General features: G+C 59.9%; 14 protein-coding genes. 9 read left to right on the forward strand and 5 right to left on the reverse strand.

The window, feature by feature from the left end; translation table 11 throughout:
• Positions 1 to 4: 4 nt before the first annotated feature.
• The 4 genes from odhB to sucC all read right to left on the reverse strand — a co-directional run bounded on the left by odhB (position 5) and on the right by sucC (position 6,699).
• Positions 5 to 1,510, reverse strand: coding sequence for a 2-oxoglutarate dehydrogenase complex dihydrolipoyllysine-residue succinyltransferase (gene odhB / locus C8N42_RS12650; protein ID WP_107816938.1), 1,506 nt, complete (start codon positions 1,508 to 1,510; stop codon positions 5 to 7).
• 4 nt (positions 1,511 to 1,514) lie between these two features.
• The gene (locus tag C8N42_RS12655; protein WP_107817030.1) at positions 1,515 to 4,475 is read right to left on the reverse strand and encodes a 2-oxoglutarate dehydrogenase E1 component; all 2,961 of its coding nucleotides are present in this window, start codon (positions 4,473 to 4,475) and stop codon (positions 1,515 to 1,517) included.
• A 137-nt stretch (positions 4,476 to 4,612) separates the two neighbouring features.
• Positions 4,613 to 5,500 (reverse strand): succinate--CoA ligase subunit alpha, encoded by an 888-nt coding sequence (gene sucD / locus C8N42_RS12660; RefSeq protein ID WP_107816939.1) that lies wholly within the window; start codon positions 5,498 to 5,500, stop codon positions 4,613 to 4,615.
• Positions 5,501 to 5,505: 5 nt separating this feature from the next.
• The gene (sucC, locus tag C8N42_RS12665; protein ID WP_107816940.1) at positions 5,506 to 6,699 is read right to left on the reverse strand and encodes an ADP-forming succinate--CoA ligase subunit beta; all 1,194 of its coding nucleotides are present in this window, start codon (positions 6,697 to 6,699) and stop codon (positions 5,506 to 5,508) included.
• Between the two features lie 340 nt (positions 6,700 to 7,039).
• On the opposite strand from sucC, the gene C8N42_RS12670 reads away from it, so the two are divergent.
• Positions 7,040 to 7,696 carry an outer membrane protein gene (locus tag C8N42_RS12670; RefSeq protein WP_107816941.1) on the forward strand — a complete coding sequence of 219 codons (657 nt, stop codon included), beginning with the start codon at positions 7,040 to 7,042 and terminating at the stop codon, positions 7,694 to 7,696.
• Between the two features lie 122 nt (positions 7,697 to 7,818).
• Here C8N42_RS12670 and mdh read toward each other — a convergent pair whose 3' ends face one another.
• Positions 7,819 to 8,781 (reverse strand): malate dehydrogenase, encoded by a 963-nt coding sequence (gene mdh, locus C8N42_RS12675; protein WP_107816942.1) that lies wholly within the window; start codon positions 8,779 to 8,781, stop codon positions 7,819 to 7,821.
• Between the two features lie 161 nt (positions 8,782 to 8,942).
• On the opposite strand from mdh, the gene C8N42_RS12680 reads away from it, so the two are divergent.
• The 8 genes from C8N42_RS12680 (at position 8,943) to sdhA (ending at position 15,426) form a co-directional block, all read left to right on the forward strand.
• Positions 8,943 to 9,698 (forward strand): sulfite exporter TauE/SafE family protein, encoded by a 756-nt coding sequence (locus tag C8N42_RS12680; protein WP_107816943.1) that lies wholly within the window; start codon positions 8,943 to 8,945, stop codon positions 9,696 to 9,698.
• Between the two features lie 122 nt (positions 9,699 to 9,820).
• Positions 9,821 to 10,675, forward strand: a complete 855-nt coding sequence (locus C8N42_RS12685) for an HpcH/HpaI aldolase/citrate lyase family protein (RefSeq protein ID WP_107816944.1) — start codon at positions 9,821 to 9,823, stop codon at positions 10,673 to 10,675.
• A gap of 4 nt (positions 10,676 to 10,679) precedes the next feature.
• The gene (locus C8N42_RS12690; protein WP_107816945.1) at positions 10,680 to 11,234 is read left to right on the forward strand and encodes an NnrU family protein; all 555 of its coding nucleotides are present in this window, start codon (positions 10,680 to 10,682) and stop codon (positions 11,232 to 11,234) included.
• A gap of 11 nt (positions 11,235 to 11,245) precedes the next feature.
• Positions 11,246 to 11,449, forward strand: coding sequence for a DUF1737 domain-containing protein (locus C8N42_RS12695; RefSeq protein WP_107816946.1), 204 nt, complete (start codon positions 11,246 to 11,248; stop codon positions 11,447 to 11,449).
• Between the two features lie 30 nt (positions 11,450 to 11,479).
• Positions 11,480 to 12,511: a MaoC family dehydratase gene (locus C8N42_RS12700; protein WP_107817031.1), complete on the forward strand. Its 1,032-nt coding sequence runs from the start codon at positions 11,480 to 11,482 to the stop codon at positions 12,509 to 12,511.
• A gap of 302 nt (positions 12,512 to 12,813) precedes the next feature.
• On the forward strand, positions 12,814 to 13,212 hold the full coding sequence (sdhC, locus tag C8N42_RS12705; RefSeq protein ID WP_107816947.1) for a succinate dehydrogenase, cytochrome b556 subunit: 399 nt from the start codon (positions 12,814 to 12,816) through the stop codon (positions 13,210 to 13,212).
• A 10-nt stretch (positions 13,213 to 13,222) separates the two neighbouring features.
• Positions 13,223 to 13,597 carry a succinate dehydrogenase, hydrophobic membrane anchor protein gene (gene sdhD / locus C8N42_RS12710; protein WP_107816948.1) on the forward strand — a complete coding sequence of 125 codons (375 nt, stop codon included), beginning with the start codon at positions 13,223 to 13,225 and terminating at the stop codon, positions 13,595 to 13,597.
• Between the two features lie 20 nt (positions 13,598 to 13,617).
• The gene (gene sdhA, locus C8N42_RS12715; protein ID WP_107816949.1) at positions 13,618 to 15,426 is read left to right on the forward strand and encodes a succinate dehydrogenase flavoprotein subunit; all 1,809 of its coding nucleotides are present in this window, start codon (positions 13,618 to 13,620) and stop codon (positions 15,424 to 15,426) included.
• Positions 15,427 to 15,444 lie beyond the last annotated feature (18 nt).

The raw sequence follows: 15,444 nt of genomic DNA on the forward strand, positions 1-15,444 counted from the left end.
AGTCTTACAAATCCATCAACAGACGACGCGGGTCTTCCAGCGCTTCTTTGACGCGCACGAGGAAGGTCACGGCGCCTTTGCCGTCGACGATACGGTGGTCATAGGACAGGGCGAGGTACATCATCGGGCGGATGACGACCTGGCCGTTGATGGCCATCGGACGGTCCTGAATCTTGTGCATGCCGAGGATGCCGGACTGCGGGGGGTTCAGGATCGGCGACGACATCAGCGAGCCGTAGACACCGCCGTTGGAGATGGTGAAGGTGCCGCCCTGCATTTCCGCCATGGAGAGCTTGCCGTCGCGGGCCTTGCGGCCTTTCTCGGCGATGGCTTTCTCGATGTCGGCGAAGGACATGCTGTCGGCGTCACGGATGACCGGCACGACGAGGCCCTGCGGCGTGCCTGCGGCCACGCCCATGTGGACGTAGTTCTTGTAGACGATGTCGGTGCCGTCGATCTCGGCGTTCACCTCGGGGACTTCTTTCAGCGCATGGACACAGGCCTTGGTGAAGAAGGACATGAAGCCGAGGCGCACGCCGTGTTTCTTCTCGAACTGGTCTTTGTATTGGTTCCGGAGTGCCATCACTTCGGTCATGTCCACCTCGTTGTAGGTGGTGAGCATAGCGGCGGTGTTCTGGCTGTCTTTCAGACGGCGCGCGATGGTCTGGCGGAGTTTCGTCATTTTCACCCGCTCTTCGCGGGCGGCGTCATCGGCCGGGACCGGAGCACGCGGAGCGGCGGCCGGAGCAGGCGTGCCAGACGGGGCGGAGGTCATCGCCTTGAGCACATCCTCTTTCATGATGCGCCCGTCCTTGCCGGTGCCGGAAACAGACGCCGGGTTGATGCCTTTTTCCGCCATCAGCTTGTTGGCGGAGGGGGCGTTCTCGATGTCCTTGCCACCGGTCGTTGCGGCCGGGGCCGGAGCGGTAGCCGGAGTGGCGGCAACGGCGCCCGCGCCAGAGGACATCTCGGCCAGTTTGCCACCGGCAGCGACAGTGTCGCCCTCATTTGCGAGGATCGCGGTCAGGGTGCCAGCGGCAGGTGCGGGCACTTCGACGGAGACCTTGTCGGTTTCCAGCTCGCAGAGCATTTCGTCGGCGGCAACCGTGTCACCCACGGCTTTGAACCAGGTGGCGACGGTGGCCTCGGTCACGGATTCGCCAAGTGTCGGCACCATGACGTCGACGGTCTCGGACGCGCCGGACGCGACCGGTTTCTCTTCCATCATTTCGGAATGGTGACGCGGAGCGACTTCCTCGGGACCGGCGTTGCCTTCCTCGTTGAGCGTGGCAAGCAGGGCGTCGACCCCGACGGTTTCGCCTTCGGCTGCGACGATTTCACCCAGAACGCCAGCGGCAGGGGAAGGGACCTCGACGGTCACCTTGTCGGTTTCCAGCTCGCAGAGCATTTCATCGACGGCCACGGTGTCGCCCGGTTTCTTGAACCAGGTGGCGACGGTGGCCTCGGTGACGGACTCGCCCAGAGTGGGGACGCGGACTTCAACGGACATGTGATTACCCTTCGATATTGAGCGCATCGTTCACGAGCGCCGTTTGTTGTGCTTTGTGCTGAGACGCCAGACCCGTGGCGGGCGAGGCGGAGGCGGCACGTCCGGCATAGACCGGGCGCGTGTGCTTGGCGCCGATGCGCGTCAGCACCCATTCGATATTCGGCTCGACAAAGGTCCAGCCGCCCTGATTCTTCGGCTCTTCCTGACACCAGACGATCTCGGCCTGTTTGAAGCGTTCGAGTTCCTTGACCATGGAGAGGGCCGGGAACGGGTAGAACTGTTCGAGGCGCAGGATATAGGTGTCGTCCTTGCCAGCGGCATCGCGGGCCTCCAGAAGGTCGTAATAGACCTTGCCGGAGCAGATCACGACGCGCTTGATGTCCTTGTCCGCCTTGAGTTTCAGCTCGGATTTCGCGGTGCCGAAATTGGCATCGGCATCGTCCCAGAGAACGCGGTGGAAGGAAGAGCCTTCGAGGAAATCCTTCGCGGTCGAGGTCGCCAACTTGTGACGCAGAAGCGATTTCGGTGTCATCAGCACGAGCGGTTTGCGGTAGGAGCGGTGCAACTGGCGACGCAGGATATGGAAGTAGTTCGCGGGCGTCGTGCAGTTCGCGACGATCCAGTTGTCCTCGGCGGACATTTGCAGGAAACGCTCCAGACGGGCGGAGGAGTGCTCCGGGCCCTGACCTTCGAATCCGTGCGGCAGAAGCATCACGAGACCGGACATCCGCAGCCATTTGCGTTCGCCCGAGGAGATGAACTGGTCGAACATGATCTGCGCGCCGTTGGCGAAGTCGCCGAACTGGGCTTCCCACATCACGAGCGCATTCGGTTCGGCCAGCGAGTAGCCATATTCGAACCCGAGCACGGCATATTCCGAGAGCATCGAGTCGATGACCTCGTAATGCGCTTGGCCCTCCCGGATATGGTTGAGCGGGTAGTAGCGCTCTTCGGATTTCTGGTCGATCAGGCCGGAGTGGCGCTGGGAGAAGGTGCCGCGGGTCGAATCCTGACCGGCGAGACGTACCGGATAGCCTTCGGACAGCAACGAGCCGAACGCTAGCGCTTCACCGGTCGCCCAGTCGAACCCTTCACCGGTTTCGAACATATGCGCCTTGGCTTCGAGTTGACGGGCCACGGTTTTGTGGATGTTGAACTCTTCCGGCGCGGTGCTCAAAGCACGCCCCACCTGAGCCATGGTCTCTTCCGAAATGGCGGTCTGGCCGCGCTGATACTCTTCGCCCTCTTTGTCGAGGTGCGACCAGCGACCGTCGAGCCAGTCGGCCTTGTTCGGTTTGAACGTCTTCCCGGCTTCGAACTCTTCATTCAAAAGCGCCTGGAACGCGGCTTTCATGTCCTCGATCTCGCCCTCGGGGATGAGACCATCGGCCACGAGGCGTTCGGTGTAAAGCTGAAGCGTGGTCTTGTGCCGCTTGATGTTGGTGTACATCTGCGGGTTGGTGAACATCGGCTCGTCGCCTTCGTTGTGACCGAAGCGGCGGTAGCAGAAGATGTCGATGACCACATCCTTGTGGAATTTCTGACGGAACTCGGTTGCCACTTTCGCGGCGTGCACCACGGCCTCCGGATCGTCGCCGTTGACGTGGAAGATCGGGGCTTCCACCATCAGCGCGATGTCGGTCGGGTAGGGCGAGGAACGCGAAAAGTGCGGCGCGGTGGTGAAACCGATCTGGTTATTCACCACGATGTGGATTGTGCCCCCGGTGCGGTGACCGCGCAGGCCTGAGAGGCCGAAGCATTCCGCGACCACACCCTGACCGGCGAAGGCCGCGTCACCATGGAGCAGCACCGGAATAACCGTGTGACGGTCCTTATCGTTGTTCTGATCGGTCTTGGCGCGCGCCTTGCCGAGCACGACCGGGTTCACCGCCTCAAGGTGCGAGGGGTTGGCGGTCAAGCTGAGGTGGACCTTGTTGCCGTCGAACTCACGGTCGGAGGAGGCGCCAAGGTGATATTTCACGTCACCGGAACCGTCCACGTCCTCGGGTTTGAAGGAGCCGCCCTGGAATTCGTTGAAGATCGCGCGGTAGGGTTTCGACAGAACGTTGGCGAGCACGGACAGGCGGCCACGGTGGGGCATACCGATCACGACCTCTTTCGCGCCGAGGCTGCCGCCGCGTTTGATGATCTGTTCCATGGCGGGGATCAGCGCTTCGCCACCGTCGAGGCCGAAGCGTTTGGTGCCCATGTATTTCACATGAAGGAATTTCTCGAAGCCCTCGGCCTCGACCAGCTTGTTCAGGATGGCGCGGCGGCCGTTCTTGGTGAACTGAATTTCCTTGCCGAAACCTTCGATGCGCTCTTTCAGCCAGCCCGCTTCTTCCGGGTTGGAGATGTGCATGTATTGCAGCGCGAAAGTGCCACAATAGGTGCGCTTGAGCACGTCGAGAATCTGACGCATGGAGGCGTGGGTCAGCCCAAGCACATTGTCGATGAAGATCGGGCGATCCATGTCGGCTTCGGTAAAACCGTAGGAGCGCGGATCGAGTTCCGGGTGCGGTTCCGTGGCATGCATTTTCAGCGGATCGAGATCGGCGATCAGATGGCCGCGAATACGATAGGCGCGGATGATCATGATCGCGCGTACCGAGTCGAGCACAGCGCGTTTGACCTGATCCTCGGAGACGGCAACGCCCTTCTCGACGGCCTTTTCCTTGATCTTCTTCTCGGCGGCGACCGGTTCGGCCCATTGACCGTCGAGCGCGTGGGTCAGGTCGTCATTCGGCACCGGTGGCCAGTCCATGCGCGCCCAGGAAGGTCCCGCCGCTTCTGCGGTGACATCGTTCGCGGCATCGCCCAGGGATTGAAAGAATTCCGCCCAGGATGCATCGACCGACGCGGGGTCCTGTACGTAATTCGCGTAGACCTGTTCGAGGTATTCCGCGTTATGCCCCTGCATGAAGGAAGAGGCGTGAAAAATGTCGTTCGGGGATTGGTCGTTCATCGTCATGACCTTGCTTGGGGTGCGTTTCCGTTTAGTGGCAGGTACGCGTCGCCTTATGTGGGTATGCCTGCGCCCTTCTCTCAAAGGGCGCAGGCGTTATTGTCAAATCGCATCGCCGTGAGGCGAGCGGGGCGCGTTCAGCCCTTGGCAATCGCCGCCTGCACAGCTTCGCCAAGAGTGGCGGGGCTGTCGGCGACGACGATGCCTGCGGATTTCATCGCTTCGATCTTTGATTCCGCATCGCCTTTGCCACCGGCGACGATGGCGCCTGCGTGGCCCATGCGGCGGCCCGGAGGGGCGGTGCGACCGGCGATGAAACCGGCAACCGGCTTCCAGCGGCCTTTTTTCTTTTGTTCGGCGAGGAACTCGGCGGCTTCTTCTTCGGCAGAACCGCCGATCTCACCGATCATGATGATCGACTGGGTTTCCGGATCGTCGAGGAACATGTCGAGGACGTCGATGTGCTCGGTGCCTTTGATCGGGTCGCCGCCGATGCCCACGGCGGTGGACTGGCCAAGGCCCAGATCGGAGGTCTGTTTCACAGCCTCGTAGGTCAGTGTGCCGGAGCGGGAGACCACACCGACGGAACCGCGACGGTGGATGTGACCCGGCATGATGCCGATTTTGCAGGCGTCCGGGGTGATGACACCCGGGCAGTTCGGGCCGATCAGGCGCGAGTTGCTGTCCATCAGGGCGCGTTTCACCTTCATCATGTCGAGCACCGGAATGCCCTCGGTGATGCAGATGATCAGTTCCATCTCGGCGTCGATGGCCTCAAGGATCGAATCCGCTGCGAAGGGCGGCGGCACGTAGATCACGGAAGCATTGGCTTCGGTTTTCGCCTTGGCTTCGTGCACGGAGTTGAAGACCGGCAGGCCGAGGTGTTCAGCGCCACCTTTGCCCGGGGTCACGCCGCCGACCATTTTGGTGCCGTAAGCGATGGCTTGTTCCGAGTGGAAGGTGCCCTGCGAGCCGGTGAAGCCCTGACAGATGACTTTGGTGTTTTCGTTAACGAGAATTGCCATGTCTGTTAGCCCTTCACTGCTTTCACGATTTTCTGGGCGCCGTCTTTGAGATCGTCCGCCGCGATCACGTCGAGGCCGGAGTTGTTGATGATCTCTTTGCCGAGCTCCACGTTGGTGCCTTCGAGACGGACGACGAGCGGAACCTTGAGGCCCACTTCTTTCACGGCCGCGATCACGCCTTCGGCGATGATATCGCAGCGCATGATGCCGCCGAAGATGTTCACGAGGATGCCTTTAACGTTCTCGTCGGAGGTGATGATCTTGAACGCTTCGGTCACTTTCTCTTTGGTCGCACCGCCGCCCACGTCGAGGAAGTTAGCGGGTTCTGCGCCGTAGAGTTTGATGATGTCCATGGTGGCCATCGCGAGACCCGCGCCGTTCACCATGCAGCCGATCTCACCGTCAAGCGCGATGTAGTTCAGGTCGTGCTGGGAGGCGGCGAGTTCTTTCGGGTCTTCTTCGGTCTCGTCGCGCAGGCCGACGATGTCCGGGTGACGGTAGAGCGCGTTGCCGTCGAAGCCCGCTTTACAGTCGAGACATTTCAGGTCGCCCGTGTCGGTCACGATCAGCGGGTTGATTTCCAGCATCTCCATGTCCTTGTCGACGAAGAGACGGTAGAGGTTCGAAATCAGCTGCGCACATTGCTTGATCTGCTTGCCTTCGAGGCCCAGAGCGAATGCGACGCGGCGGCCGTGGAAGCCCTGAAGGCCGGTCGCGGGGTCGATGGAGAAGGAGAGGATTTTTTCCGGGGTTTTCTCGGCGACTTCCTCGATGTCCATGCCGCCCTCGGTCGAGGCTACGATGGAGACGCGGGAGGACTGGCGGTCGACGAGCAGGGCGAGGTACAGTTCGCGTTCGATGTCGGAGCCGTCTTCGATGTAGATGCGGTTCACCTGTTTTCCAGCGGGGCCGGTCTGGTGCGTGACCAGCGTGTGACCGAGCATGCGGTTGGCTTCTTCCGCTGCTTCTTCGACGGATTTGGCAAGGCGCACGCCGCCTTTTTCACCTGCGCCGGATTCCTTGAAAGAGCCTTTGCCGCGGCCACCGGCGTGGATTTGCGCTTTCACGACCCACAGCGGACCGTCGAGCTCGCCCGCCGCGGTTTTCGCGTCGGCTGCGTTGAGAACGACACGCCCGTCGGAGACCGGGGCACCGTATTCCTTGAGAAGGGCTTTCGCCTGATACTCGTGGATGTTCATTAGAGATATCCTCTCCCTGGTTCGATTGGTCCCGTGTATGCCACCGGAAACAGGTCATAAGAAATGGTTTTTTATGTGTTCGGCGGTAAAACGCGCGTGTTTTCGTTTTTTGTGATCACAGCAAAGTTTTGTGTGATCACAAATGGCGAGAATCGCTTTCGGAGAATCTGGCGCGGGGGGTGAAACCTTTATTCACGAGGCCATTCTCTCCGCAAGGAGGTCAGGAACAGATGTGTCCTGACTGTGACGGATTGTCAGTTTCTGCAATGTGATCTCGCCTCGCAGGCCGCTCCGGGTATAAACCGGGGATCAAGAGATTCGATGAAGAGGACCCTTTCCCATGCAAGTTCTTGCAAAGGCGACACTCGCTGGCGTTGCGCTGATGGCGTCGACCGCTTTGGCCTCCGCAGGTGATTTCAGCCTGTCCGTCTACGGTGGCTATCAAACCGCGCCGCACAGCGGCGTATCGGGCAACGACGGTGTGGCCGATTTCGATTTCACTACGGGTTGGGAAGGCAAGAGCTTTGCGATGCCGCCCTATTACGGTGTTCGTGGCACCTGGTGGGTTCGGGACAATTTCGGCTGGATCGCGGATTTCACCCACAGCAAGGTTTATGCCGACGAAGACGATATGGCGGCGAACGGATTTTCGACGCTGGAATTCACCGACGGGCTGAACAACCTGACCGTGGGGCCGATCTGGCGCTGGCCGGGGCTTTGGAACAACATCACCCCCTATGCGAGCGTTTCCGCAGGGATCATCATCCCGCATGTCGAGGTGGTGACCGCGAACACCGACACGATCGAATATCAGATCGCCGGGCCGACCGTCGCGTTGGTGCTGGGTGCGAGCTATGAGTTGAACGACCGCTGGGATCTGTTCACCGAGTACAAGGGCACCTACAGCCAGCTCGACGTTGATCTCGATGGCGGCGGCAATCTCGAAAGCGACATCATCACCAATGCGCTGAACTTCGGTGTGACTTATAAGTTCTGATCCAAAGGATCGGTGAAACGACGGAAACCGGGCTTGGCCCGGTTTTCTTTTGTCCGCTCTTCAGGTCAAAGAAAAACCCGCGCCGAAAAGCGCGGGTTTTTCAGTTTCGAATGTGGGCCGGATCAGACGAGGTTGCTGTCGATGGCTTTACAGGCTTCGACGAGACCTTTCACGGCGTCCACGGATTTGTCGAACATCACTTGCTCTTCCTTGTTGAGCTTGATGTCGATGACTTTTTCGATGCCGCCGGCGCCGATCACGGTCGGAACACCCACGTACATACCGTCCACGCCGATCTCGCCGTTGCAGTACGCGGCGCAGGGCAGAACGCGTTTCTGGTCTTTCAGGTAGGCTTCGGCCATCTCGATGGCGGAGGTCGCCGGAGCGTAGAAGGCGGAACCGGTTTTCAGCAGGCCGACGATTTCGGCGCCGCCGTCACGGGTGCGCTGAAGGATTGCGTCGAGTTTCTCCTGCGTGGTCCAGCCCATTTCGACCAGATCCGGCAGCGGGATGCCGCCAACGGTGGAGTAACGGACGGAGGGCACCATGGTATCGCCGTGGCCGCCGAGAACGAAGGCGGTGACGTCTTTCATGGACACGCCGAACTCGACGGAGAGGAAGTGACGGAAGCGGGCGGAGTCAAGCACGCCAGCCATGCCGCAGACTTTTTCAGCCGGGAGGCCGGAGTACTGTTGCAGCGCCCAAACCATCGCATCGAGCGGGTTGGTGATACAAATAACAAAGGCATCAGGAGCGTTTTCCTTGATGCCTTCGCCGACGGATTTCATGACCTTGAGGTTGATGCCCAGCAGATCGTCGCGGGACATGCCCGGTTTGCGCGGCACACCGGCGGTGACGATGCAGACGTCCGCGCCCGCGATGTCGGCGTAATCGGTGGTGCCTTTCAGCGTTGCGTCAAAACCTTCGGAGGGACCGGATTCCGCGATGTCGAGCGCCTTGCCCTGCGGGGTGCCTTCCGCGATGTCGAAGAGAACGACGTCGCCGAGTTCTTTGAGGGCTGCAAGGTGTGCAAGTGTGCCACCGATTTGACCTGCGCCGATGAGGGCAATCTTGGGTCGGGCCATTTATCTGTCTCCAATTTTGGTGTGAGATTGGCGCATGGGTAGCCCTTTGAAACGGTTCGTGCAAGTCTGCGCTGCGGCATCTTGCCCGGGTTTTGTTGGCGTTATCGCTAACCGCTTCGAGATTTCGCAGCAAACCCGAACAGTTTTGAAAAGGGGCGCGCATGGCTCTCGATCTGCATTTCTATCTCTTCGCGATTCCCGCAGTGCTTTTCGCGGGCATGTCGAAGGGTGGCTTCGGCTCCGCAGCGGCCTTTGCGGCGACGCCGTTTCTGGCTCTGATTCTCAGTCCGGGACAGGCGGTGGGACTGATGTTGCCGCTTCTGATGGTCATGGATGTGACCGCGGTGAAGATGTTCTGGCGCAAATGGGATTTGCGTGTGGCGGGGGTACTGATCCTTGGCGCGGTGCCGGGTATCCTGATCGGTACGCTGGTCTATGGCGTGGCTGACCCAAAGGTGTTCAAATTCCTGATCGGTGTCGTCGCGCTGGGCTTTGTGGCCTGGCAACTGGCGAAATCCGCCCGGCTGATCCATCCGCCGAAGCGGGAATTGGGCACTGGTGCAGGTCTCTTCTGGGGCGCTGTGACGGGCCTCACCAGTTTCATCAGCCACGCAGGCGGTCCGCCCGCCGCAGTCTACATGCTGTCGAAACGCATGGATAAGACTACCTATCAGGCGACTTCGGTGCTGGTCTTCTGGGCGGTGAACCTGATGAAGGTGATCCCCTATGCTTTCGTGGGGATTTTTACCCACGAGTCGCTTGTGGCGGATCTGACGCTAATCCCGGTGGCGGTGATCGGCGTGCTGGTGGGGGTCTGGATGCATCACAAGGTACCGGAAAAACTGTTCTTCGGCATGGCCTATGTGTTTCTGGTGATTACGGGTGGGAAGCTGATCTGGGAGGCCTTGGTTGGCTGAACGGTAATTGTTCCGGCTCTGTGACGTGATGTCCCGATTTCTGCGCTGCGGAAAATTTATCCTTGCGAATTGGTGCGTTTCTGTGGCCTCTTGCGCAACAATATTGCGGAGGAGAAGAATCAATGACCCAAGTCGCTAACCGTCCCTATCGCTCGGCCCTCTATATCCCCGGTTCGAAAGAGCGCGCGCTGGAAAAGGCCAAGGGGCTGGCCTGTGACGCGATCCTGTTCGATCTTGAAGACGCGGTGGCCCCGGATGAGAAAGTCAACGCACGGGCACTTCTGAAAGAGACGCTGGCGGTGGGCGGCTATGGCAACCGTGCCAGGATCGTGCGGGTCAACGGTTTTGATACCGAATGGGGGCGCGACGATGTGGCGGCCTTCGTGGGGATGGAGATCGACGGGATTCTTTTGCCCAAGGTCGAGAGCGCCGCGATGGTCGAGGATCTGGCGCAGGCCATTCCCGACGTGCCGCTCTGGGCGATGATGGAGACGCCGAAAGGGATGCTCAACGCTGCCGAGATCGCCGCGCATCCGCGCATGGCGGGGTTCGTCATGGGGACGAACGATCTGGCGAAAGAGCTGAACACCCGGTTCCGGGCCGACCGTCTGCCGATGATGGGCGGGCTGCACATGTGCCTGATCGCGGCGCGGGCCTATGGGGTGATCTGCCTCGACGGCGTTTACAATGCGTTCAAGGACGAAGAAGGTCTCAGGTTCGAATGCGAACAGGGGCGCGATATGGGGTTCGACGGCAAGACGCTGATCCACCCGGCGCAACTTGAGGTTGCCAATGCGGCCTTCGCGCCCTCGGAGGCGGAGATCGACCTTGCCAAGCGCCAGATCGCGGCTTTTGAGGAGGCCGAGGCGAAAGGCGAGGGCGTGGCGGTTGTCGATGGGAAAATCGTGGAGAATCTGCATATCGTGACGGCGCGGGCGACGCTTGCCAAAGCGGATGCGATCAAAGCTATGGAGTGAACACATGACTCTTCTCATTCTCGGGCTGCTGCTTTGGGTGGCAGCGCATCTGTTCAAACGTCTGGCGCCAAAGGCGCGGGCGCGGGCGCGGATGGGCGAGAAGGGGAAGGGGCCGGTGGGGCTTGGAATTCTGGCGGGGCTGGTGTTGATGGTTGTCGGTTTTCGGATGACGGAGACGCACGATCTCTATGCCCTGCCGCCTTACCTGCGGCATCTCAACAACCTCTTGATGGTGCTGGCGGTGATCCTCTTTGGTGTCGGCCAGTCCAAAAGTCGGTTACGCGGCAAGATGCGGCATCCGATGCTGACTGGGGTCATCGTATGGGGTGTGGCGCATCTCTTGGTGAATTCGGACGCAGCCTCACTGGTGTTGTTCGGGGGCATGATCGTTTGGGCCTTTGCTGAGATGACGTTGATCAACTGGGCGGAGTCTACGCCGGCGGCCTATAAAGACGGCAGCCTTGCGGGGGACATCCGGCTGGTGTTGATCTCTCTCGTGGTCTTCGCGGCAATCGCGGGGATTCACATCTGGCTGGGGTACAACCCATTTCCGGGATGAAGAGGTGAGAGATGAAAGCCTACAGGTTGCTGACCGAAGAAGACACGTCGGCCTTTTGTCACAAGGTGACGGAGGCTCTGAACAAGGGCTGGGCGCTTTACGGGTCTCCCAGCTACGCCTTTGATGCGGCGACGGGAAAGATGCGCTGCGCGCAGGCGGTGATCAAGGAAGCCGAGGGGGAGTATTCGCCCGAGGTGAAGCTTGGGAAATTATAGTGGGAGGACTTTAGAGTGAATGCAGGTCGCGTGAAAACCAATCCGGGACGATTTTTCGAAGACTACACCATCGGGCAGGTGATCGAACATGCCGTGCCGCGCACTGTGTCGGGCGGTGAGCGCGCGCTTTATCATGCGCTTTATCCGGCGCGTCATGCGCTTTATTCCTCGGATGAGTTTGCCGAAAACTGCGGGCTGGAGAAAAGCCCGCTGGACGATCTGATTGCCTTTCATGTGGTCTTCGGTAAAACCGTTCCGGATATTTCGCTCAACGCGGTGGCGAACCTTGGCTATGCCGAGGGGCGGTGGCTGAAACCGGTCTATCCCGGCGATACGCTGAGATCGGTGTCCGAAGTGATCGGGCTGAAGCAGAATTCCAATGGCAAATCCGGCGTGGTCTATGTGCGCACGTGGGGACTCAATCAATGGGATGAACCGGTACTGGAATATGTTCGTTGGGTGATGGTGCGCAAACGCGATCTGGATGCGCCGGCGCCGGAGACCGTGATTCCGGAGCTGTCGAAAGTTGTTGCACCAGAGGATCTGGTGATCCCCGAGGGACTCGATTTCCTTCAGTACAATTTCACATTGGCCGGTGAAGAGCATCGCTGGGCGGATTACGAGATCGGTGAAAAGATCGACCATGTGGACGGGGTGACCATCGAGGAGGCCGAGCACATGATGGCCACGCGGCTCTGGCAGAACACGGCCAAGGTGCATTTCGATGCCACCAACCGCGAGGATGGCAAACGGCTGATCTATGGCGGGCATGTGATTTCCATGGCGCGGGCTTTGTCGTTCAACGGGCTTGCCAATGCGCAGATGATCGTGGGGCTCAATGGTGGGGCGCATGCCAATCCTTGTTTTGTCGGCGATACCGTGCGGGCCTATACCGAGGTGCTCGACAAGGCGGAGACCTCTGCCCCCGGTGTCGGCGCGCTGCGTTTGCGCTTGGTGGCCCATAAACACGGCGCTCCGGCGTTCGCCTACAAAACGGAAGAGGGCAAATATCACCCCGATGTTCTGCTCGATCTGGATTACTGGGCGGTGGTGCCGCTCTGATTCATTCGAATTATTGAATTTGTGATCGCAAATTCGGGCCGTACGTGACGCGTGCGGCCTTTTTCGGTGTAAATTCGAGACGGTTGTGTTGAGTAAATCCTATGAAAACCCTAAGAAAACCCGATAGCGCTAAATATGTGATCACACTTTCAGGCTTGTGATCACAATGCGCCTTTTGGGCGACATTAATCGCCGAAAAGAGACCTTGTTAGCGCTATCAGTAGGCGAGTGGGTGGTGACTCGGGGATAGAAAAGAGTATTACGGACCCAGCTTACAGCATCACTCGTGAAAGGACGTCACCATGGCTGATGTGAACCGCGGCAACCGGCCGCTTTCTCCCTTCATGCTCGGAAAATACTATCGCCCGCAGATGACTTCGATCTCGTCGATCATGGTGCGGATCACTGGAATCGCCTCTCTGGGAACCGTGTTCCTGGCTGTGTGCTGGTTGTTGGCTGCCGCGTCTTCCCCGAGCGTTTTCGCTGCTTTCAACAGCGTTTTCTCCTCGATCTTCGGTGAGATACTGATGCTCGCCGCCGCCTGGGCGCTCTGGTATCACCTGCTTGGTCGTCTGCGTCACGTGGTCTGGGACTTCGGCTACTGCCTCGATGTGCCGACCTCCGAAAAGATGGGCTGGGGCATGTTTATCGGTGCAACGGTGCTGACGGTCCTGACCGCCATTCTCTTTCTGATTTTCTGAGGGGCCGGATATGAATTTTCTGACTGACCGCAAACGTGCAACGGGTCTTGGCGCCGGGGGCTCCGGTGTTGCTCATCATTGGCTGACCATTGCCACGTCGATCTCGCTGATCGTTCTCGTGCCGTTCTTCATCTTTGTGTTCGGCAGCGCCGTGGGTCGCGAACAGGCCGATGTCTATGCCTATTTCAGCAACCCCTTCATCGCGATTGCGATGGCGCTGAGCCTTGTGGGCTGTGTGATCCACCTGAAGACTGAAGTGGACGAAGCCGTTGAGGACTATATCGGGGGCATCAAGCGCAAACTGACGCTCATTGCCGTGGCGGGCTTCTGCTACGCTCTGATTTTGAGCGGTCTCTTCGCCATTTTGAAACTCGCGATCCTCTGAGCGCGGGAAGGACGACTGACATGACAGCAGCATACGAATACGAAACACACGAATATGACGTCGTTGTCGTGGGCGCCGGCGGGTCCGGTCTGCGTGCGACGCTGGGCATGGCCGAACAGGGCCTGCGCACGGCCTGTGTGACCAAGGTCTTCCCGACGCGCTCCCACACGGTGGCCGCTCAGGGAGGGATCGCCGCCTCGCTCTCCAACATGGGGCCGGACAACTGGCAGTGGCACATGTACGACACCGTGAAGGGCTCCGACTGGCTCGGCGACACCGACGCGATGGAATACCTCGCGCGGGAAGCGCCCAAGGCCGTGTATGAGCTTGAGCACTACGGTGTGCCCTTCTCCCGGACAGAAGAAGGCAAGATCTACCAGCGCCCGTTTGGTGGCCACACCACCGAATTCGGGGAAGGTCCGCCCGTGCAGCGCACCTGTGCCGCCGCGGACCGCACCGGCCATGCCATCCTGCACACGCTTTACGGCCAGTCCGTGAAAAACAACGCCGAATTCTACATCGAATATTTCGCCATCGACCTGATCATGTCGGATGACGGTGTGTGCCAAGGCGTTCTGTGCTGGAAACTCGATGACGGAACTTTCCACCTCTTCTCCGCGAAGATGGTCGTTCTGGCGACCGGCGGCTATGGCCGCGCCTTCTTCTCCGCGACCTCGGCTCACACCTGCACCGGCGACGGTGGCGGTATGGTGGCCCGTGCGGGTCTCGCGCTTCAGGATATGGAATTCGTTCAGTTCCACCCGACCGGCATCTACGGCTCCGGCTGTCTGATCACCGAGGGTGCGCGCGGCGAAGGCGGGTATCTGACCAACTCCGAAGGCGAGCGTTTCATGGAACGCTATGCCCCGACCTATAAAGACCTCGCGCCGCGTGACTACGTGTCCCGCTCGATGACGATGGAAATCCGCGAAGGTCGTGGTGTGGGCGAACATAAAGACCACATCTTCCTGAACCTCAGCCACCTTCCGGCCGAGGCGCTGGCGGAACGTCTTCCGGGCATTTCCGAGTCTGCGAAAATCTTCGCCGGTGTGGATGTAACCAAAGAGCCGATCCCGGTGCTGCCGACGGTGCACTACAACATGGGTGGTATCCCGACCAACTATCACGGTGAGGTTCTGAACCCGACGGCGGACAATCCGACCGCTGTGGTGCCGGGCCTGATGGCCGTGGGTGAGGCGGGTTGTGCCTCTGTGCATGGGGCGAACCGTCTCGGCTCCAACTCGCTCATTGACCTCGTGGTCTTTGGCCGTGCCGCCGCGATCCGCGCCGGTCAGGTCGTCGATCCGAAAGCGCCGAACCCGGAGCTGAATATGGCGTCCGTGGAGAAGGCTTTCGACCGGTTCGACAGCCTGCGCTACGCCAAGGGTGCGATCCCGACCGCCGAGTTGCGGCTTGAGATGCAGCGCACGATGCAGACCGATGCCGCCGTGTTCCGGACCGACAAGTCCCTTAAAGAGGGGGTCGAGAAGATGACCATCGTGGCGGGCAAGATGGGCGATCTGGGCGTGACCGACCGGTCGCTGATCTGGAACTCGGACCTGATGGAAACGCTCGAACTGGCGAACCTGATGCCGAACGCTCTCGCGACCATTCATGGCGCCGAAGCCCGGAAAGAATCCCGTGGCGCGCATGCCCATGAAGATTACCCGGAACGCGACGATAAGAACTGGCGGATTCACACCATCAGCCGTGTCGATGGCACCAATGTCGAACTCAGCTATCGTCCGATCATCGAGGCCCCGCTGACCACCGAAGAAGAAGGTGGCATCAGCCTCAAGAAGATCGCGCCGAAAGCGAGGACGTTCTAAAGTGTATGGGGATAGGAG

It is taken from the genome of Celeribacter persicus, from assembly GCF_003050785.1.
In the GTDB taxonomy this organism is placed as follows: Bacteria; Pseudomonadota; Alphaproteobacteria; order Rhodobacterales; family Rhodobacteraceae; genus Celeribacter; species Celeribacter persicus.